The 19,404-nt window shown below is 54.5% G+C and carries 16 protein-coding genes, 1 pseudogene and 2 CRISPR repeat arrays; of the genes and pseudogenes, 8 read left to right on the forward strand and 9 right to left on the reverse strand.

Going from position 1 to position 19,404, the window contains the following annotated elements; genetic code table 11:
- Window positions 1–43: 43 nt before the first annotated feature.
- From DZE2538_RS16060 to DZE2538_RS16075, 4 genes are read right to left on the reverse strand one after another with little or no spacing between them, the layout of a single operon-like run.
- Window positions 44–826 carry an ABC transporter permease gene (locus tag DZE2538_RS16060; protein WP_029456181.1) on the reverse strand — a complete coding sequence of 261 codons (783 nt, stop codon included), beginning with the start codon at window positions 824–826 and terminating at the stop codon, window positions 44–46.
- 20 nt (window positions 827–846) lie between these two features.
- A complete protein-coding gene (locus tag DZE2538_RS16065; protein WP_038914571.1) occupies window positions 847–1,689 on the reverse strand; it encodes an ABC transporter permease in 843 nt (280 codons plus the stop codon).
- Window positions 1,686–2,510 carry an alkaline phosphatase family protein gene (locus tag DZE2538_RS16070; RefSeq protein WP_038916778.1) on the reverse strand — a complete coding sequence of 275 codons (825 nt, stop codon included), beginning with the start codon at window positions 2,508–2,510 and terminating at the stop codon, window positions 1,686–1,688. Before DZE2538_RS16070 ends, DZE2538_RS16065 begins: the two co-directional genes overlap by 4 nt.
- Window positions 2,511–2,531: 21 nt before the next feature.
- Entirely contained in the window at window positions 2,532–3,584 is a 1,053-nt protein-coding gene (locus DZE2538_RS16075) for an ABC transporter substrate-binding protein (RefSeq protein ID WP_026357756.1), read from the reverse strand.
- 268 nt (window positions 3,585–3,852) lie between these two features.
- Between DZE2538_RS16075 and DZE2538_RS16080 the strand changes: the two genes are divergently transcribed.
- Window positions 3,853–4,560, forward strand: coding sequence for a UTRA domain-containing protein (locus DZE2538_RS16080; RefSeq protein WP_038916779.1), 708 nt, complete (start codon window positions 3,853–3,855; stop codon window positions 4,558–4,560).
- Window positions 4,561–4,686: 126 nt separating this feature from the next.
- On the opposite strand, the gene DZE2538_RS16085 is transcribed toward DZE2538_RS16080, so the two are convergent.
- Window positions 4,687–5,106: a hypothetical protein gene (locus tag DZE2538_RS16085; RefSeq protein WP_038916780.1), complete on the reverse strand. Its 420-nt coding sequence runs from the start codon at window positions 5,104–5,106 to the stop codon at window positions 4,687–4,689.
- Between the two features lie 746 nt (window positions 5,107–5,852).
- On the opposite strand from DZE2538_RS16085, the gene dusA reads away from it, so the two are divergent.
- Entirely contained in the window at window positions 5,853–6,791 is a 939-nt protein-coding gene (dusA, locus tag DZE2538_RS16090) for a tRNA dihydrouridine(20/20a) synthase DusA (protein WP_236617024.1), read from the forward strand.
- Between the two features lie 188 nt (window positions 6,792–6,979).
- Window positions 6,980–7,258, forward strand: a complete 279-nt coding sequence (gene pspG / locus DZE2538_RS16095; protein WP_038916782.1) for an envelope stress response protein PspG — start codon at window positions 6,980–6,982, stop codon at window positions 7,256–7,258.
- 407 nt (window positions 7,259–7,665) lie between these two features.
- On the opposite strand, the gene DZE2538_RS16100 is transcribed toward pspG, so the two are convergent.
- Window positions 7,666–8,661: a quinone oxidoreductase gene (locus tag DZE2538_RS16100; RefSeq protein ID WP_012886065.1), complete on the reverse strand. Its 996-nt coding sequence runs from the start codon at window positions 8,659–8,661 to the stop codon at window positions 7,666–7,668.
- A 117-nt stretch (window positions 8,662–8,778) separates the two neighbouring features.
- On the opposite strand from DZE2538_RS16100, the gene dnaB reads away from it, so the two are divergent.
- Both dnaB and alr read left to right on the forward strand, forming a co-directional pair.
- The gene (gene dnaB / locus DZE2538_RS16105) at window positions 8,779–10,182 is read left to right on the forward strand and encodes a replicative DNA helicase (RefSeq protein WP_019843470.1); all 1,404 of its coding nucleotides are present in this window, start codon (window positions 8,779–8,781) and stop codon (window positions 10,180–10,182) included.
- Window positions 10,183–10,216: 34 nt separating this feature from the next.
- On the forward strand, window positions 10,217–11,293 hold the full coding sequence (gene alr / locus DZE2538_RS16110) for an alanine racemase (protein ID WP_038916783.1): 1,077 nt from the start codon (window positions 10,217–10,219) through the stop codon (window positions 11,291–11,293).
- Between the two features lie 189 nt (window positions 11,294–11,482).
- Here alr and bhsA read toward each other — a convergent pair whose 3' ends face one another.
- The 3 genes and pseudogenes from bhsA to DZE2538_RS16125 form a co-directional block, all read right to left on the reverse strand.
- Window positions 11,483–11,731 carry a multiple stress resistance protein BhsA gene (gene bhsA, locus DZE2538_RS16115; protein WP_019843468.1) on the reverse strand — a complete coding sequence of 83 codons (249 nt, stop codon included), beginning with the start codon at window positions 11,729–11,731 and terminating at the stop codon, window positions 11,483–11,485.
- Window positions 11,732–11,974: 243 nt separating this feature from the next.
- A pseudogene (locus tag DZE2538_RS16120) lies at window positions 11,975–12,743 on the reverse strand (transporter substrate-binding domain-containing protein).
- Window positions 12,744–12,949: 206 nt separating this feature from the next.
- A CRISPR array of direct repeats spans window positions 12,950–13,819; the repeat unit is 28 nt; unit sequence GTGAACTGCCGCATAGGCAGCTTAGAAA.
- A 381-nt stretch (window positions 13,820–14,200) separates the two neighbouring features.
- Window positions 14,201–15,574, reverse strand: coding sequence for an amino acid permease (locus DZE2538_RS16125; protein ID WP_038916784.1), 1,374 nt, complete (start codon window positions 15,572–15,574; stop codon window positions 14,201–14,203).
- A 371-nt stretch (window positions 15,575–15,945) separates the two neighbouring features.
- Here DZE2538_RS16125 and DZE2538_RS16130 point away from each other — a divergent pair, with 371 nt between their 5' ends.
- The 3 genes from DZE2538_RS16130 (at window position 15,946) to DZE2538_RS16140 (ending at window position 18,521) form a co-directional block, all read left to right on the forward strand.
- Window positions 15,946–16,422: an Lrp/AsnC family transcriptional regulator gene (locus DZE2538_RS16130; RefSeq protein ID WP_012886071.1), complete on the forward strand. Its 477-nt coding sequence runs from the start codon at window positions 15,946–15,948 to the stop codon at window positions 16,420–16,422.
- 250 nt (window positions 16,423–16,672) lie between these two features.
- Window positions 16,673–17,287 (forward strand): YitT family protein, encoded by a 615-nt coding sequence (locus DZE2538_RS16135; protein ID WP_012886072.1) that lies wholly within the window; start codon window positions 16,673–16,675, stop codon window positions 17,285–17,287.
- A 40-nt stretch (window positions 17,288–17,327) separates the two neighbouring features.
- The gene (locus DZE2538_RS16140; RefSeq protein ID WP_026357753.1) at window positions 17,328–18,521 is read left to right on the forward strand and encodes an amino acid aminotransferase; all 1,194 of its coding nucleotides are present in this window, start codon (window positions 17,328–17,330) and stop codon (window positions 18,519–18,521) included.
- 456 nt (window positions 18,522–18,977) lie between these two features.
- Window positions 18,978–19,364: a CRISPR direct-repeat array (repeat unit 28 nt; unit sequence TTTCTAAGCTGCCTATGCGGCAGTGAAC).
- Window positions 19,365–19,404 lie beyond the last annotated feature (40 nt).

Raw genomic sequence — 19,404 nt, forward strand, 5'->3', positions numbered from 1 at the left:
TTGAATGTGCGAAATTGAATTTGCAGCATTGAATGTGCGTCATTTATGAATGGCGATTCAGCGCATTGGCCAGCCAGGTCACAAGCAGCACCACCAGAAAATAGGAGATCACCAATGCGCTGGTGAAATGCCCGCTGTCGTTGCGTTTGTTATAGAGGTAGACCTGCAAGGTTTCGTAGTTGGTGCCTGCCAGCAAGTTGGCAAACACAAACTCGCCAATCAGGAATGAAAACGACAGCAGTACCGCGATCATCACCCCTTTGCGCAGGTTAGGCAGCACCACCCACAGCGCCGCCTGCCAGGTGCTGGCACCCAGCAAATGCGCCGCATCCAGCAGTTCCTGCAAATTTATGGCCTGTATATTGTTGGCGATGGCGCGGTAAATAAACGGCAGGGCAATCGTGAAATAACAACCGATCAGGATCCACGGTGTGCCGGTCAGCGCCAGCGGCGGTGCGGAATAGAGCTGTAGTAACCCGACTGACGACACCACCGGCGGCACCGCGAACGGCAGCAGAATCAGCACGTTCATCAGCCCGTCGAGCTTCGGAAAAGCCCAGGCGATGACAAACATGGCAGGCAGCACCAACAGCAGTGAAAACAACAGCGCACCAAAACAGATAAGCAGTGAATGGCCCAGCGCGACTAAAAAGCGGCCATCGCGCCATAATTCGATAAACCATTTCAGGGTCAACCCATTGGGCAAAATGGTCGCCCCCCACTCGGTCGCCAGCGCATAACCCAGCGTGGCAAGCAGCGGTAACATCAGAACCAGTAATATCAGCCATACCACCAGCAGATGGTAACGGCGTTCAGCCTGGGACATGGCAACCTCCGGTGACAAAATTAGCGGGCAGCATGGAGGTAACTCCGGCGTAGCAGCCATTGGTGAATCGCGGTAATCAGCGCCATCAACACGACCAGCAGCATGGAAAGCGCACTGCCCAGGTTAGGGTCCAGCGAGATATCGCCGGACACCAGCGCCGCAATGCGCACCGGCACCACGTTGAAATTGCCGGTGGTGAGCGCGTACAAGGTGGCGTAGGCCCCCAGCGCGTTAGCCAGCAGGATGACGAAGGTGCCGAGCAATGCCGGCGTCAGCACCGGAATGCCGATATGCAGCCAGTAACGCCAGCGGCTGGCACCCAACAGCGCGGCCGACTCTTGCCATTCGCTGCGCAACCCGTCAAACGCCGGATAGAGCAGTAAAATGCCAAGCGGTATCTGAAAATAGGTATAAATCAGGATCAATCCGTCGCGGGAATACAGCGTGAAGTCACCGAGTAACCCGTTTTGTCGCAGCAGCAGGGTAATAAAACCGTTCAGCCCCAGCATGATCACGAAAGCGAACGCCAGCGGTACACCGGCGAAATTACTGGTCATGTTGGCAAACGACATCACAAAACGCCGCAACCGCCCTTCTCCCAGCTGTTGCAGCGAATAACCGCCAACCAGCGCGATAATCAGCCCGTACAGGCTTGACCAGAATGAAATATCCAGTGAAAAACGCATCGCCTGCAAATAAAACGGCGAGGTCAGTAAATCCTGATAGTTAGCCAGCCCCCAGGTGCTTTCCGTATCACTGTAGAAGCTGTTGACTGCCATCCATACCAGTGGGGCTATCTGAAAGGCGATAAACACCACCAAAAACGGCAGCAATACCAGCGCTGCCAGCCATCGCCTCTTCACGCTCGCTCCCCCACACTGCATTTCACCAGCACATCGCGGCTCACCGGCTTGTCATGCGCGACACCGAGCAACTGACACACCGTGCCGCATAACTCGGTTTGTTGTGGCGCGGCATCCGGTCGCAACGAGAAGGCGTCGCCGAACACGTATAACGGCACCTGACGTTCTTCCGGCAAGATACCACCGTGGCTACGGTCATCATTCATGCCGTGATCGGCGGTCACCAACACCTGGTAACCCTCGTCGAGCCAACGCGGCATCCAGTGCGACAGGTAACCGTCCGCCATACGTGCCCGGTTGCGGTACTGCGGGGTGGACAACCCGTAGCGATGCCCGGCGTCGTCAATATTCATCGGGTGAATCAGCAGAAAGTCCGGCTGGTAACGCAGGCGCAGACTTTCCGCGTCTTCAAACAGATGGGAGTCGGGATAACCGTCATCATGGTAGAAATGGCCGTACTGAATCGGCAACGACGGCTCGACGGTATGACGGTCGCGCGCCGCCTCAAACGGCGTGCGGTTATACAACTCGCTGACCCAGTGATACGCCGCCGCCGCTGTCGTTAAGCCCGCCTCGCGAGCGTAGTGGAAAATACTGCGCTCGCGGCTTAGCCGGTCGACACCGTTGTGGATAATGCCGCTTCTCACCGGCGTTACACCGGTGAGAATGCACTCATACAAGGGGCGCGACAGCGAGGGCAACTCGCACTCCAACTGATAGAGGCAACCGCGCCCGGCGGCACACTCCGCCTGCAGGTAGCCCATGGCCTCACGACCCACCTGAAAGCTTAGCCCGTCCAGTATCACCAGAATCGTTTTCATCCCGAACTCCCGAAAGCGTGCTTACTGCTTCATGTTGATGATGACGTTTTCCTGCCACAGACGCGGCAACGCTTTCACGCTCTTGTCCCAGGCGTCAGCATCCGCGATCGGATGCGCATTTTTATACTGTTCCTGCGGCAACAGCTTGGCCTTTACGTCATCCGGCAGGGTAATGTATTGCGCACGGATCGGGCGGGCGTAGCCACGTGCCAGATTGATCTGACCGGCATCAGAGAAGATGTATTCACGCGCCAGTTTGGCGGCGTTCGGGTGTTTGGCGTATTTGTTGATGATGGTGGTATAGCCGGAGATCACCGAACCGTCAGACGGGATCAGCACCTCGAAACGGCTTTTATCGATGGTGTCGCGGTAGTTCAGGCCGTTGAAATCCCACACCACGCCCACCTGCACTTCGCCTTTCTCGATATTGGCGATAGCCGGGTTAGTCAGGCCAAGGCGGCCTTCTTTGGCGAGCTTGGCAAAGAAATCCAGCGCCGGTTTCAGGTTCTTCTCGTTGCCTCCCAGCGCGAAGCTGGCCGCCAGCACCCCACTTGACGCCTGAGACGCGGTACCAACGTCACCGATGGTCACCACGTACTTGCCTTTTTGCAGATCGGCCCAGCTATGCGGAATGTCTTTCACCTGCTGCTTATCGACGATAAACGCAATGGTGCCGGTGTAGGCCATCGCCCAGTGGCCGTCCTTGTCTTTCGCCCAGGCTGGCACCTGGTCCCAGGTGGTCGGCTTGTACGGCTGACTCACGCCTTTTTGCACCGCAACCGGGCCGAAAGCCACACCCACATCACCGATATCCGCACTGGCGTTCTCTTTCTCTGCGGCGAATTTGGCGATCTCCTGCGCGGAGGACATATCGGTATCACTGTGTTTCAGGCCGTATTTGGTGCTTAAATCGTTCCAGGTATCTTTCCAGTTGGCCCAGCTGTCCGGCATGCCGACGCTGTTAACTTCACCTTCGGCACGAGCGGCTTTCTCCAGCGCCGCCAGGTCCTGTGCCATAACGGCACTCGAAAACAACGCGCTGCTGATTAACACAGAAGACAACAATTTTTTCATCATGATGCTCCATAGCAAGGGGAGTGATACGCTGTTGGTCTGACACTCTGCTGGTCTAGTCCAGCAATAAGTACGCCAATTCAGCACACGGCGATGACATTTTCATGTCAGCAAGATGACGAGAAGGTTTCCACACCGGTCTGTAAAGGCGTATGGACGGCATCGATCGCCTGTCGGCGTGCAATTTGCATGACCCCAACAGGCATGCAACCTGATAGTCAACAATCCCTGCTATGGTGCAGGCTGCACAATATCAAGGCTTTTTACGATGACGAAAATACAACCGACCGCCGTTATCCAGATTGCTGATGCGCTACGAGAACGCCTGCACCGTGGCGAGTTCACAAGTGGCCGACTGCCATCCGAACGGGCACTCAGCGAGCAGTTCTCCACTACCCGCATCACCCTGCGCGAAGCCCTCACACTGCTGGAATCGCAAGGCATCATTTACCGGGAACTGCGGCGCGGCTGGTTCATCTCACCGCCGCGGCTTAGCTATAATCCGCTGCACAGAAGTCACTTTCATGAAATGGCGGAAAAACAGGGGCGTAAAGCCGCGACCGAAGTGCTGGATGCCGCGGTTGTCGCAGCAAATGCGACTATCGCCCATCATCTGGAGTTGGAGGAAGGCGCGGAGATCTACCGCATCCGCCGTTTGCGTCGCCTTGATGGCCGCGCGGTGTTGTACGTGGAACACTACCTGAATCCGGTCTGGTTTCCGGGTCTTCTCAATAGCGACCTGACCCGCTCGCTCACCCAGCTTTACCAGTCACAGTACGATATTCGCTACGGCCGGGTGCGCTTCATCATGCTGCCCTCGCCGCTGCCACCGGTGGCGGCACCGGTATTAAAGCTCGCCCCCGGCAGCCCGTCGCTGTTTATCACCCGGATCAACCGGGATCAACATGACCGCATTATCGACTGTGACTGCGAGTATTGGCGTTACGACGCGCTGTATATTGATGTGCAGGCGTAGCGGTAGGAAAGCACGCAAAGAACCGCTAAAAGGCAGTGATAAACAACAGCCCCATGAACCGGTCATCAGTGGTCCATGGGGGAATAAATAACACGTCCGGTTAAGGATTCATCCCAGATGGAATGATTAGTTCAGTGGATTAGCAAACATTTGCCACGCACCTTTAATATTTTTCAACTCAATATTATTAATCAGGCAATGATTAGGATTACCGGGCAATGGATCTTTAGTCACTGTTGCATTTTTATTGATCAATGTTGACGCATTGGTCGCACCGGCCTGATTCAACGGGTTAGGATGCTTGGTATCTGTCATAATTAATGCTTTTACTTTCGCGCTATCCACGCCTGAATTAGTTTGAGAGCACAAGGCAGAAACATTTTGCAACGTCCCTGGATAACCATCTTGATTTTTATAATTCTCATCGGTATTGGCTGCGCCATAACGCACTACCAGTGCACCTTTAGGAACATCATTGACTGCTGCGAATGAAGACACTGACACCATTGCACCAATAGCCATCAACATCATATATTTGATTTTCATTACGACCTCACAGATCTATCATTTTCAGAGAAATAAATGCTGTCATCTGAATAAATTCAGATGACAGCCACCTATATACCCAAAACAATCCTAACTGAAGGTAAGCCAATAACGACCACATCCCAGTGCATATATGCGAAAGACATGAGAACAGTCAACACACCTGCAACAAAGAAATACGATGGGTATAAATTAAAACTCGTTATAAGTCTGGCCTGAATAATCATTTTTTCAAGAAAAATATTTTATTATTTTAAAAAAATAAAACCAGAGAGAATGAATTAATTCACCATAATTTATACGCAATAAAATAGTGCAGAAACGCTCTCATCATGAAAAAGAAATACTCCCCCTTATTGCCAGGTTGACAGTGTGCTGGCATAGCAGGTGCTGAGCCGATTGTCACAAACCAATGCACAACATAATGTCCGCGTGTTTACTCCGATATCACGCTGCCTGCCAAAGCGACAGGATTCCCGCTATACTACCCGTTCGCCTGTATATTCCCTGACGGTAAGGCCATCGCGTTTTGTGCCTGTGTCGGCGTGATGTTTTGTATCCTCGCCGAACACCACAACCGTGAGGCGTGCCGCCGCTCTGGCGCTGCGAGGGAGATGATTTAATCAACACGTGTCTGGAAACACCCGTAAATGACTCAGAAACCCATCAGTGAAAACCCCGTAAAATCAGGCATTGAGACCGCATCCGGCAAGCCTGCCCACCGTCAGAGATTCTCGATTGCCCCGATGCTCGACTGGACTGACCGCCATTGCCGCTACTTTCACCGGTTACTGAGCCATAACGCGTTGCTGTACACCGAGATGGTGACCACCGGTGCGATTTTGCACGGCAAGGGCGATTATCTGGCCTATAGCGACGAAGAACATCCGTTGGCGTTGCAGCTCGGCGGCAGCGACCCGACAGCACTGGCACAGTGCGCGGTGCTGGCGGAACAACGCGGCTATGATGAAATCAACCTCAATGTCGGCTGCCCGTCCGACCGCGTGCAAAATGGCCGTTTCGGTGCCTGCCTGATGGCGGAAGCACAGCTCGTGGCGGACTGCGTTAAAGCAATGCGCGAGCGCGTCAGCATTCCGGTGACGGTGAAAACCCGTATCGGTATCGACGATCAGGACAGCTACGAATTTTTGTGCGATTTCATCCGCACCGTGTCCGAACAGGGTGGCTGCGACACCTTTATCGTGCATGCCCGTAAAGCCTGGCTTTCCGGCTTGAGTCCGAAGGAAAACCGCGAAATCCCGCCGCTGGATTACCCGCGTGTCTACCAACTTAAACGCGATTTCCCCTCGCTAACACTGGCGATTAACGGCGGCATCAAAACGCTGGCGGAGGCGAAACAGCACCTGGAACACGTGGATGGCGTGATGGTGGGCCGGGAAGCCTACCAAAACCCCGGTATGCTGGCGCAGGTTGACCACGATCTGTTTGACGCCACCAGTGTGGTACCGAATCAGGCGGCCGTGGTGCAGGCGATGTACCCGTATATCGAACGCGAACTCTCTGGTGGTGCGGCACTGGGCCATATCACCCGGCACATGCTCGGTCTGTTTCAGGGCATACCCGGCGCACGCCAGTGGCGGCGTTATCTGAGTGAAAATGCCCATAAGCCGGGTGCGGACGCATCGGTAGTGGAACACGCGTTATCCCTGGTCAACATCGCCTAAAAAAAACCAACTGTTGGTCTTTTTGACCAACAGTGTATTTTCCCCTTATCACCACCTCATTATAAATCAATGCGTTAGCAGAAATTCATTCTGGCATGCTTCTTGTAATACTCAGCCTGTATACGTCATCACACGCAGAATGCGGCGGTTCCTGCGCACGACGTGATTCAATGGCCAAGGAGCACACCATGTTAGAGATTTTCTTCGTTATGGGGTTTTTTATCATGCTGGTGGTCACCGGCGTGTCACTACTGGGCGTCATGGTGGCGCTGATTGCCGCCGCCATTGTGATGTTGATTGCCGGACTGTTTACGATGGCGATAAAAGTCCTGCCGTGGTTGCTGCTGGCCATCGTGGTGGTATGGCTGTGGCGTCGATATCAAGGATCAGATGCCGCCAGTACGCCCTATGACCGGTATCGGAAAAAATACGACTCGCGCTATCGCAGAGGCGGCGGTGACTGGTAACGACACACAGAAAGAAACACCAGAATAGACGTATCGCAGATAAAAACGCAGGGAATACAAAACTGTGCGCCAGCAAATATTTTTTCCTCACCGCAACTGCTAGCATACTGAGTATTGTCTGCGTCTTCCCGATAACTCAGGGAAAAGCCAACGACACGATTTCATCGCCGTCAGGAAAATAATAGCCGCTCAGTGGCACCTTCGTGACGATCACCCGCTGTACCCTACATACAGCTGATGAAATTAGCCTTATGGCGTTTACGGTCTGTGCACAAACACCGGCTCTTACCGGGCCGGTGTTTGTCCTGCCTGAATCGCACTACCTGATCAATCCCCCGCTGACACGCTCAAACACCTATGCCCTCACACGCCAGGGGAAGTACTGCGCCCTGCCACAGCACGCTGATTTACGCGCTGTAACCCGGAATCAGCAGGCATGAGCCTTGCGTAGTGCGACTTTCCAGCGCACGGTGGGCGGACTGCGCATCTTCCAGCGCAAATTTCTGGCTCTCCGGCACCGTCACATTGATGGCACCGCTGGCAATCAGCCCAAACAGCTCACGGCTGGCGAGCTCCAGCTCCTCGCGGTTGGTGATATAGCTAAACAGCGACGGACGGGTGACATACAGCGACCCTTTCTGGTTGAGGATACCGAGATTGACCCCAGTCACCGGACCAGACGCGTTGCCGAAGCTCACCATTAACCCGCGCCGTTTCAGGCAGTTCAGCGATGCCTCCCAGGTGTCCTTGCCGACCGAGTCATACACCACCGACACTTTCTCTTCGTGCGTTAATTCCAGAACCCGCTGGACGATATCTTCCCGGCGATAATTGATGGTGGCCCAGGCCCCTGCCTGTTTTGCCAGTTCCGCCTTCTCGTCAGAACCGACGGTACCGATTAATTTTGCGCCCAGGGCTTTCGCCCACTGACAGGCGATAAGCCCAACGCCGCCCGCCGCCGCATGGAATAAAAACACCTCGCCCGGTTTCACTTCATAGGTCTGACGCAGCAGGTAATGCACGGTCAATCCTTTCAGGAATGACGCCGCCGCCTGCTCGAAGCTGATGTTATCCGGCAACAGCGCGACTTTGTCCGCCGGTACGTTATGCCGCTCGCTATACGCCCCCAATGCCGACTGGGCATACACCACACGATCGCCCACCTTCAGGTGTGTGACGCTCGCCCCGGCTTTCACCACCACGCCCGCCGCTTCAGTCCCCAATCCCGAGGGGAACGACGGCGGTGAGTACAACCCGGCACGAAAGTAGGTATCAATGAAGTTGATGCCGATGGCGTGGTTTTCCACCTGAACCTCGTTAAGACCCGGCTCGCGTGGTGTGTAATCCACATACTCCAGCACCCCCGGCCCGCCGTGGTCGCTGAACTGAATACGTTTAGCCATGATGAATCTCCTCGATCTACTCGTGTGTGCCCGCAGATATCATCGGACGATATGTCATTCTGTGATATACAATGCTCCCACTCCTTAAGCTAAATCAACCCGTAAAGAACGCGTTTCATGGCAGAAAAAAAACCAACTAAACCGGCAGAATCCCGCGACCGTCAGGTAGAAGGGCTAAAACTTCCGCCCCATTCCATCGAAGCGGAACAGTCGGTGCTAGGGGGGTTGATGCTCGATAACGAGCGTTGGGACAACGTTGCCGAGCGCGTCAGTACCAACGACTTTTTCAACCGCGCCCATCGGCTCATCTTCAACGAGATGCAGCGCCTGCTGGAGATGAGCAAGCCCATTGACCTGATCACCCTGTCAGAGTCGCTGGAGCAAAAAGGCGAGCTGGAATCCGCAGGCGGGTTCGCCTACCTGGCGGAAATGGCGAAAAACACCCCCAGCGCGGCGAATATCGGCGCTTATGCCGACATCGTACGTGAACGTGCGGTGGTGCGAGAAATGATCGCCGTCGCCAATGAAATCGCCGACGCAGGTTATGATCCGCAAGGCCGCAGCAGCGAAGACCTGCTGGATCTGGCTGAATCGCGCGTGTTTCAAATCGCGGAAAACCGCGCCAGCAAAGATGAAGGCCCCAAAAGTATCGACCGCATTCTGGAAGATACCGTGTCGCGCATCGAGCAGCTTTATCAGCGCCCGCACGACGGCGTCACCGGTGTTTCCAGCGGCTATCAGGACCTGGACAAAAAAACCGCCGGGTTGCAGAAATCAGACCTGATTATCGTGGCGGCACGTCCTTCCATGGGGAAAACCACCTTCGCCATGAACCTGTGCGAAAACGCCGCCATGACACAGGAAAAACCGGTACTGATCTTCAGTCTGGAGATGCCCGGCGAACAGATCATGATGCGTATGCTGGCCTCGCTGTCGCGCGTCGACCAAACCCGCATTCGTACCGGTCAGCTCGACGATGAGGACTGGGCGCGCATTTCCAGCACCATGGGGTTGTTGCTGGAAAAACGCAACATGTACATCGATGATTCGTCCGGCCTGACCCCTACCGAAGTACGCTCCCGCGCCCGCCGGGTATTCCGCGAGCACGATGGCCTGAGCCTTATCATGATCGACTACCTGCAATTGATGCGGGTTCCTTCCTTGTCGGACAACCGAACGCTGGAGATTGCCGAAATTTCCCGTTCACTCAAAGCGTTGGCAAAAGAATTGCAAGTACCGGTCATCGCGCTGTCGCAGCTCAACCGTAGCCTGGAGCAGCGGGCGGATAAACGCCCGGTTAACTCCGACTTGCGTGAATCCGGCTCCATCGAGCAGGACGCCGACCTGATCATGTTTATCTATCGTGATGAGGTCTATCACGAAAACAGCGATTTGAAAGGCATCGCGGAAATTATTATAGGTAAGCAGCGTAACGGGCCGATCGGTACCGTTCGCCTGACCTTTAACGGGCAGTGGTCACGTTTCGACAATTACGCCGGACCACAATACGATGATGAATAAATATGATGACGAATAAACGCACTAAGGACTTAGCATGAAAACGGCAACTGCCGTCATTGATCGTCAGGCTTTGCGCCACAATCTGCAACGTATCCGACAGATGGCACCACAAAGCCGATTGATCGCCATCGTCAAAGCCAACGCCTACGGGCACGGCGCACTGGAAGCCGCCCGCGCCTTTTCCGACGCTGACGGTTACGGCGTCTCCCGCCTGAGCGAAGCGCTGGTACTGCGCGCCGCCGGAATCACCAAACCTATCCTGCTGCTGGAAGGCTTCTTTGACGCTGACGAGTTACCGTTGCTGGCCGAACACCAGTTGGAAACCGCGGTACACAGTGAAGAGCAGTTAGCGGCGCTGGAACAGGCGCGCTTGCCGCACCCGCTGACGGTCTGGATGAAGCTCGACACCGGCATGCACCGCCTTGGCGTATTACCGGAACACGCCGACGCGTTTTATACCCGGCTGTGCGCCTGCACTAACGTGGTGCAGCCGGTGAACATCATGAGTCACTTTTGCCGCGCTGATGAACCCGAGATCGATACCACCCAACGCCAGCTCGACTGCTTTGATGCCTTTGTACAAGGCAAGCCGGGCCGTCAGTCCATCGCCGCTTCTGGTGGTATCTTGCTGTGGCCACAGGCTCACCGGGATCAAATCCGCCCCGGCATTATCCAGTACGGCATTTCACCGCTGGCGCAAGGCGATGCCAGCCAGTGGCAGCTTAAACCCGCGATGACCTTGACCTCACAGCTGATTGCAGTACGCGAACACCACGCCGGTGAGCCGGTGGGATACGGCAGCAACTGGGTCAGCCCGCGTGACACCCGCCTCGGGGTGGTCGCCATCGGCTACGGCGACGGCTATCCGCGTGATGCCAAAAACGGCACGCCAGTGTGGGTAAATGGCCGTGAAGTGCCGCTATCTGGTCGGGTTTCGATGGATATGCTCACTGTCGACCTGGGGCCGGATGCACAAGACAAGGTGGGTGATGAAGTGATTTTATGGGGCGGCCCGCTGCCGGTAGAAAACGTCGCGGCTTACAACGGCATCAGCGCCTATGAGCTGATCACCCGTCTGACCGCCCGTACTCAACTGGAATACGTCGGTTAGTACATTGGCTCATCGCCTTTCCTGCTCAGCACGATTATTCGATCAGCACTATCGTCGATCAGCACTAATCCGCTGCTATGCAAAAGCCCGAACACAGGATGAACCTGGGTTCGGGCTTTCTCACATCATACTGAACCGTTCGCTAATGACGCGTTAGCCGCAGAACATCCGCCACGCACAAGCGAGTGATTAGTTATACAGTTCGGCAACTGCGCGCATCTGGTTATCACCGGTAGCAGAGATGATGCGGAAAGATTTGGCACCAGCGGCATCCGCCTTTGCTGACAGTTGCTGTTGCACATCATCCAGGGTACGGCCGGTAACCGCAACGGTGCCGATGTCACGGCTCTGCGCTGACTGAACTTCAGTCGCTGCCATAGAACCGAAAGAGACAGTAGCCAGAACAGCAGCAGCAACAACAGTTTTGATTGATTTCATGATAAACCTCTTCACATTATTCGGGTCGTGAAGGCCGTTTGCCTTCGATGTGAAGCAGGATAGCGCCGTTAGCAGTCTGTTAAAACCGGGTTAATTTGCCGATATCAATCAAAGAAATTGAATAAAAAAAAGCACCAAAAGATAAGCAAAAACTATCTCATGGTGCGCAATGTCGGTCTATTATCCCGAAAAATACGATAAACAATATAGATTTACGTTACATTACACAGAATACACAAACTTTTATTCTGCCTTACCCAACCATTCAGAAATGATATTCCGATACTCACCCGTCGATTTAGACAAGTGCAGCCATTGGTCCACATATAACTTCCAGCTCATGTCGTCACGCGGCAGCATGTAGGCTTTCTCGCCATACTGCATCGGTGAAGCGGGGTTAACGGCACACAGTTGCGGATAACGCTTCTGCTGGTACAACGCTTCAGACGCATCGGTAATCATCACATCCGCCTGCTTGTCTACCAGTTGCTGGAAGATGGTCACATTGTCGTGCAACGCCAGATGGGCATTCGGCAAATGGGCATGCACAAACGCCTCGTTGGTGCCACCCGCAGGTTCGATAACCCGCACCGAGGGCTGATTAATTTGCGCGACCGTCTGGTATTTGTCCTTGTCGTCACAGCGCACCAGCGGAATCTTGCCATCCACATCCAGCGTATTAGAGAAAAAAGGCTTTCTTCTGACGCTCCAGCGTGACGGAAATCCCGCCCATGGCGATATCGCACTGGTCAGACTGAAAATCTGGCATCAGGGTTTTCCAGCTGGTTTTCACCCACTCCACCTTCACACCCAGGCTTTTCGCCAGCGACTGCGCCATCGCAATATCGATACCTTCGTAACTGCCATCCGCCCGCAGCGAGGTATACGGCTTATAGTCCCCGGTGGTACAGACCTTCAGCACCCCACGTTCCTGAACCTGATCAAGATGAGAAGCCGCGCTGGCACTACCAGCCAGCCCCAATAACAACATCAATGAAAACCGCTTTTTCATAAAATTTCCCTGCACGTCACGCCTGTCTGGCAAAAACGTCACTGTAGCACGCCATATTCACGAATATCGCTTTCGACCCTTTTTTTTCGCCCCGTGATAACTCGTTGATTTTTAATGATGATAAAGGTGGGTTTAAAAAAAGGGTTTCACGACCCAAAATGCGACTTTTTCTTTCAACATCAAGCCATAAGCGATAAATTGCTACAGTGAACTGCCGCATAGGCAGCTTAGAAAACCATGTGATAGAGTCAATAGTTTTCTGGATCGTGAACTGCCGCATAGGCAGCTTAGAAACGCTGGGAGGCGGCGCAGAAAGTCAATAACGCCGTGAACTGCCGCATAGGCAGCTTAGAAAGCCAAGGCAACCCAATAACACCTGTTCTCCGACGTGAACTGCCGCATAGGCAGCTTAGAAAGGAAATCGGTAATTTCCCTATCCGATCCAATCGTGAACTGCCGCATAGGCAGCTTAGAAAGGACGTGGAAAATGACACTGACGGAACGGAGGGTGAACTGCCGCATAGGCAGCTTAGAAATGATTTTTATTGAATAACATAGTTGGCTCCAAGTGAACTGCCGCATAGGCAGCTTAGAAATTGATACCTACTGGTTTATCCGGCAGTGGAAGGTGAACTGCCGCATAGGCAGCTTAGAAAAACCGCACCAACAGCCGCCGTTGGAACGGGTAGTGAACTGCCGCATAGGCAGCTTAGAAAAATGCGCCGCTACCGGCCGCTTGTACCAACGTGTGAACTGCCGCATAGGCAGCTTAGAAAGGCATCGAACTCCAGCCGCCGGTGACTGATCAGTGAACTGCCGCATAGGCAGCTTAGAAATGACCGAAAGATTGGTCGCCATCGCCCGCGCCGTGAACTGCCGTATAGGCAGCTTAGAAATCGACCCCGGCTCGGCTAACACTGCGGGCATGGTGAACTGCCGCGTAGGCAGCTTAGAAATGAGTTACCAGCAGTGATGATGAATTAATCATGTGAACTGCCGCATAGGCAGCTTAGAAATGTGCTGGATAGGTCATATTCAAATCTGGGCAGTGAACTGCCGCATAGGCAGCTTAGAAATATCGCTGTTTGAAACCAAGCTAACGCTGGAAGTGAACTGCCGTATAGGCAGCGGTGACGGGTTTACTGGCGTTAAAACTACGCTGAGGTGGGCGACTTCGCCGGATGAGCGGCAGGACGCCGCGAAAGCCTGTGCCGTGCATGGAGCACGTCACAGGCGGTCCGAACAGCGAAGGCGAACGCCGAAGGCACCGCGTCAGCGGCGTAGTTTAGCCACTCAGCCAGTGGTCAAGGAGAGGTGGCGCTTGCACCTCTCCTTGTCGTGCGTGCGATGATGTGGCAAAGAAGCGACACCGTTTATCCCGCACGAAACCACCCACCGCCCCCAACATAAATCAGGCCACAGCAAAATTCTTGCTGTTTACCAACAGCCCCAAAACGTTACTCCACCGTCAACACCGCTACCGCCTTTTTACGCTGTTTGATGACATAACCCGCCCCCAGCGCCAGCAGCCAGAACGGAATCAGCCACACGGAAATCTGAATGCCCGGCGTCATCGCCATGATCACCAGAATCCCGGCCAGAAACAGCAGGCACAGAATGTTGGTCAGCGGGTAGCCCAGGCTTTTGAAGCGGGTTTCCTGATGCGCACGCTGTTTCGCCTGACGGAATTTCAAATGGGTAATGCTGATCATCGCCCAGTTGATCACCAGTGCAGACACCACCAGCGCCATCAGCAGTTCAAACGCTTTGCCCGGCATCAGGTAGTTGAGCAGCACACATAAGGCAGTCGCCAGCGCCGATACCCCCAACGACACCATTGGAATACCACGACGGTTGACCGAAAGCAGCACCCGCGGCGCGTTGCCCTGCTGCGCCAGCCCGAACAGCATCCGGCTATTGCAGTACACACAACTGTTGTACACCGACAATGCGGCGGAGAGCACCACTAGATTCAGCACATTCGCCACCAGATTGCTATCCAGCGCGTGGAAAATCAGCACGAACGGGCTGCCGCCTTCCACCACTTTCTGCCACGGATACAGCGACAGCAGTACCGCCAGCGCCCCCACATAAAACAGCAGGATGCGGTAAATCACCTGATTGGTGGCACGAGGAATACTGCGTTGCGGGTCGTCCGCTTCGGCGGCGGTAATCCCCACCAGTTCCAGCCCACCGAAGGAAAACATGATCACCGCCATCGCCATCACCATGCCGCTGACACCGTTCGGGAAGAAGCCACCGTGCTGCCACAGGTTGGCGACACTGGCATCCGGCCCGCCCGTACCGCTCAACAGCAGATAGCCGCCAAACACGATCATGCCGATAATCGCCGCCACTTTGATGATGGAAAACCAAAACTCCAGTTCGCCGTAGACCTTCACCGTACTCAGGTTGATGGCGTTAATCGCGACAAAAAACACCGCCGCCGAAACCCAGGTCGGCACACCCGGCCACCAATACTGAATGTAGATGCCCACGGCGCTCAGTTCCGCCATGCTCACCAGCACGTACAACACCCAGTAATTCCAGCCGGACATAAACCCGGCAAAATGCCCCCAGTAATGGTTAGCGAAATGGCTAAACGAACCGGCTACCGGCTCTTCCACCACCATTTCCCCCAACTGACGCATAATAAAAAAAGCAATCACGCCCGCAATGGCGTACCCCAGCAGCACCGACGGCCCTGCCATACGAATTGTCTGTGCAATGCCAAGAAACAAGCCGGTCCCGACCGCCCCACCCAGCGCAATCAGCTGGATATGGCGGTTCTTCAGCCCGCGCTTCAGTTGGCTGTCTTGTTGTGTGTTCATCACCCTGTCTCCCAGAAAGTGGGTTAATTGTTATGTCTGTCGTCACACAAGGAGCAATTATCAGGCCAACCTCCACACCGTTTACCCGCAAGGCGTGTTTAAGGTACTTAACAAACTGAATCAGTTTAGAAAAAATCATGAATTCACACTTCTCGCAACAAAACGACTATTGCGTTTATTCAGTGCGAAAAATAGACAAAACTCGCATGCAACCAACAAAATACTGGCTAGCCATACACAACAACGAACCAGAATGGTGCAAACGCTCAGCCGGAAAAACGTGCTGGCGGCATAAGATGTCAAACAACGAACTTCCGGAAGGGAAAAAAGCTGATAGTCTGTAGGCTTTATGCTTCTGGCAAGGCAGGGCTATGTACAACATTGATGATTTTGATTTGAAGATCCTCACATTGCTGCAGGCAAACGGACGCCTGACTAATCAGGAGCTCAGCGATCTGGTTGGGTTGTCTGCCTCACAGTGCTCCCGTCGTCGAATCGCCCTCGAACAGGCGCAACTGATTCTCGGCTATCACGCCCGGCTGGCGCCCGATGCGGTGGGGCTGGAGTTGATGGGGTTGATTGAAGTACGGCTGATCAATCACACCCAGGAATGCGTAGACAGCTTCCATCAGATGCTCGGCGAAGTAGACGCCATTATCGATGCCTACAAAACCACTGGTGACGCCGATTACATGCTCAAAGTGGCGGTAGCGGATTTGCACGGCCTGAGCGCGCTCATCAGCGAAATTCTGGCGCGCAATAAAAGCGTGGCGCACCTGAAAACCTCCGTGGTGCTCAACCGCCTGAAAGAGAACGGGTTAATGGCACCAGCCGCCTCAGCGCTCTGATTCAGTGCACACCGTGCTTCATTATGGTGCAGGGCGGCATACCTCCTGCATCACTCCACCATAAATTGCACGATATCCACATAAATAACGACAATCATGCACGATACGTGTAAATATTTTCGTTTAATGCTTTCAATACGTTAACGTGATTACGGCGTAAAAAAACAACCGTGGGCGGCGTGTTCCATGCCATCTGGTGTGCTTTTTGCTTGAAAAGACAGGTATTCCTTCTTTTATCAGGCACGTTTCCATGGATAACGTCATTACACCACAACCCGTTTCACACACACTGCTGGAAGACGTTCTGGCGCTACTTATCGGCACCCTGATGGTCTCTTTCGGGGTGATTCTGCTGCGTCAGGCGGGCGCGCTCACCGGCGGCACGGCTGGCATGGCTTTTCTGTTGCACTACGCGACCCATATCTCGTTCGGCACCGCGTTCTTCCTGCTGAATCTGCCGTTTTATTACCTCGCTATTCGGCGCATGGGCTGGGCATTTACCGTTAAAACCTTCTGTGCGGTGGCGATGGTCTCGCTGTTTTCCGACCTGCACCCGCTCTTCATCCACTTTGACCACCTGCAACCGGTTTACGCCACGCTGTTTGGCAACCTGATCATGGGGTTGGGGTTTATCGTACTGTTTCGCCATCGCGCCAGTCTGGGTGGGGTGAATATTCTGGCGCTCTATTTACAGGATAAAAGTGGAATCCGCGCCGGAAAATTCCAGATGGCGGTAGACGTGACCATTGTGCTGGCTTCCCTGTTCGTGGTAAGCATACCCATGCTGATCGCATCGGTAGTAGGGGCGGCGGCGCTGAATCTGATTATTGCCATGAATCATCGCCCCGGCCGTTATATCGCCTAGCGAACAGCCTGACTTTTTATACCTGAGGAGAGTGACCAACGTGTTCCAGAATGTCGACGCCTATGCTGGCGACCCTATCCTGTCCCTGATGGAAAAATTCAAGCAGGATCCCCGTACTGATAAAGTCAACCTCAGCATCGGGTTGTATTACGACGGTCAAGGCGTCATTCCTCAGTTGCAGGCGGTCAACGCCGCAGAAACCCAGTTGCAGGCAGAGCCGCAACACGCCTCGGTTTACCTGCCGATGGAAGGTCTGGCCGCTTACCGCAGCGCGGTACAAACGCTGCTGTTCGGCGAGCACCACCCGGCGCTTACCGCGCAGCGTGTCGCCACCATCCAGACCCTGGGCGGCTCCGGCGCGCTGAAAGTGGGGGCCGATTTCCTCAAACGTTATTTCCCGGACTCCGAAGTCTGGGTCAGCGACCCGACCTGGGAAAACCACATCGCGATTTTCTCCGGTGCCGGTTTTCAGGTGCATACCTACCCGTACTTTGACGCCGACACATTGGGCGTCAACGTAGAAAAGATGATAAGCGCGCTGAAACAGCTGCCACCGCGCAGCATCGTGCTGCTGCACCCCTGCTGCCACAACCCGACCGGCTCAGACCTGACTCACGCCGAGTGGGACCGCGTCATCGAAGTGCTGATCAAAGGCGAGCTGGTGCCGTTTCTGGATATCGCTTATCAGGGCTTTGGTGGCGGCATGGACGACGATGCCTATGCCATTCGCGCCATCGCCAGTGCGGGCCTGCCTGCGTTGGTCAGCAACTCGTTTTCTAAAATCTTCTCGCTGTATGGCGAGCGCGTCGGCGGCTTGTCCGTCGTGTGTGAAGACCAGGACGCCGCCAGCCGCGTACTGGGGCAGTTGAAAGCCACCGTGCGCCGCAACTACTCCAGCCCGCCGAACTTCGGTGCCCAGGTGGTATCACGCGTACTGAACGACAGCACGCTCAACGCCAGCTGGCACGCAGAAGTGGAAGCGATGCGCCTGCGTATTCAGGAAATGCGCCAGACGCTGGTGGACGAGCTGAAAAAAGCGCTACCGGAGCGTAACTTTGACTACCTGCTAACCCAACGCGGCATGTTCAGCTACACCGGCTTTAGCGCCGCACAGGTAGACCGCCTGCGCGAAGAGTTCGGCGTGTATCTCATCGCCAGCGGCCGTGTTTGCATCGCCGGGTTAAACCATCACAACGTACAACGCGTCGCTGCTGCCTTCGCTGCCGTACAGTAAGTTATTCCTTTCACTTTTTTACGCCCTTTCCCCCAGCCGGTAACGGTTGGGGGATTTTTTTATTCCTGTGCAGGAATGGGGCTGTTGACACACAGCCGGAGTGTTTTGTTATTGATTAGCGATATATATCAGGCTGGTGGGTGGTTTCGTGCGGGATAGACAATCGCGCTTCTCTACTATTTCATCGCTCGCACGACAAGGAGAGGTGCAAGCGCCACCTCTCCTTGACCTCTGGCTGAGTGGCTAAACTACGCCGCTGACGCGGTGCCTTCGGCGTTCGCCTTCGCTGTTCGGACCGCCTGTGACGTGCTCCATGCACGGCACAGGCTTTCGCGGCGTCCTGCCGCTCATCCGGCGAAGTCGCCCACCTCAGCGTAGTTTTAACGCCAGTAAACCCGTCAACCGCTGCCTGTGCGGCAGTGAACGCTCGTCCGATAGAACTCACCGAGTTTTTATTTTCTAAGCTGCCTATGCGGCAGTGAACCACATTCTTGGCTGGGGAAACGGTTATTCCTGTTTCTAAGCTGCCTATGCGGCAGTGAACATTTCCCATTTATCACGCCGCCATCTGTGCACTTTCTAAGCTGCCTACTCGGCAGTGAACACGGTACGTTCATCTGCACTGCCATCGTCAACTTTCTAAGCTGCCTATGCGGCAGTGAACTTGCTGGTTTCCCGAACGGCTTTAATGACCTCTTTCTAAGCTGCCTATGCGGCAGTGAACCGCACAGACTACAAGATTCTCCCCGCAGGGATTTCTAAGCTGCCTATGCGGCAGTGAACATCTTTCAGAGCAGTCAGTGCCGGTGAAACCATTTCTAAGCTGCCTGTGCGGCAGTGAACTCTGGTATAGCGCCCAGTTAGTTGATCGGCTTTTTCTAAG

Source organism: Dickeya zeae NCPPB 2538 (genome assembly GCF_000406165.1).
GTDB classification, from domain to species: Bacteria; Pseudomonadota; Gammaproteobacteria; order Enterobacterales; family Enterobacteriaceae; genus Dickeya; species Dickeya zeae.

Excerpts from the sequence above, each read along its gene's own strand:
- DZE2538_RS16060 (WP_029456181.1), bottom strand. The coding sequence starts at position 826 with ATGTCCCAGGCTGAACGCCGTTACCATCTGCTGGTGGTATGGCTGATA.
- DZE2538_RS16070 (WP_038916778.1), bottom strand. The coding sequence starts at position 2,510 with ATGAAAACGATTCTGGTGATACTGGACGGGCTAAGCTTTCAGGTGGGT.
- DZE2538_RS16075 (WP_026357756.1), bottom strand. The coding sequence starts at position 3,584 with ATGAAAAAATTGTTGTCTTCTGTGTTAATCAGCAGCGCGTTGTTTTCG.
- DZE2538_RS16080 (WP_038916779.1), top strand. The coding sequence starts at position 3,853 with ATGACGAAAATACAACCGACCGCCGTTATCCAGATTGCTGATGCGCTA.
- DZE2538_RS16085 (WP_038916780.1), bottom strand. The coding sequence starts at position 5,106 with ATGAAAATCAAATATATGATGTTGATGGCTATTGGTGCAATGGTGTCA.
- dusA (WP_236617024.1), top strand. The coding sequence starts at position 5,853 with ATGCTCGACTGGACTGACCGCCATTGCCGCTACTTTCACCGGTTACTG.
- pspG (WP_038916782.1), top strand. The coding sequence starts at position 6,980 with ATGTTAGAGATTTTCTTCGTTATGGGGTTTTTTATCATGCTGGTGGTC.
- DZE2538_RS16100 (WP_012886065.1), bottom strand. The coding sequence starts at position 8,661 with ATGGCTAAACGTATTCAGTTCAGCGACCACGGCGGGCCGGGGGTGCTG.
- dnaB (WP_019843470.1), top strand. The coding sequence starts at position 8,779 with ATGGCAGAAAAAAAACCAACTAAACCGGCAGAATCCCGCGACCGTCAG.
- alr (WP_038916783.1), top strand. The coding sequence starts at position 10,217 with ATGAAAACGGCAACTGCCGTCATTGATCGTCAGGCTTTGCGCCACAAT.
- bhsA (WP_019843468.1), bottom strand. The coding sequence starts at position 11,731 with ATGAAATCAATCAAAACTGTTGTTGCTGCTGCTGTTCTGGCTACTGTC.
- DZE2538_RS16125 (WP_038916784.1), bottom strand. The coding sequence starts at position 15,574 with ATGAACACACAACAAGACAGCCAACTGAAGCGCGGGCTGAAGAACCGC.
- DZE2538_RS16130 (WP_012886071.1), top strand. The coding sequence starts at position 15,946 with ATGTACAACATTGATGATTTTGATTTGAAGATCCTCACATTGCTGCAG.
- DZE2538_RS16135 (WP_012886072.1), top strand. The coding sequence starts at position 16,673 with ATGGATAACGTCATTACACCACAACCCGTTTCACACACACTGCTGGAA.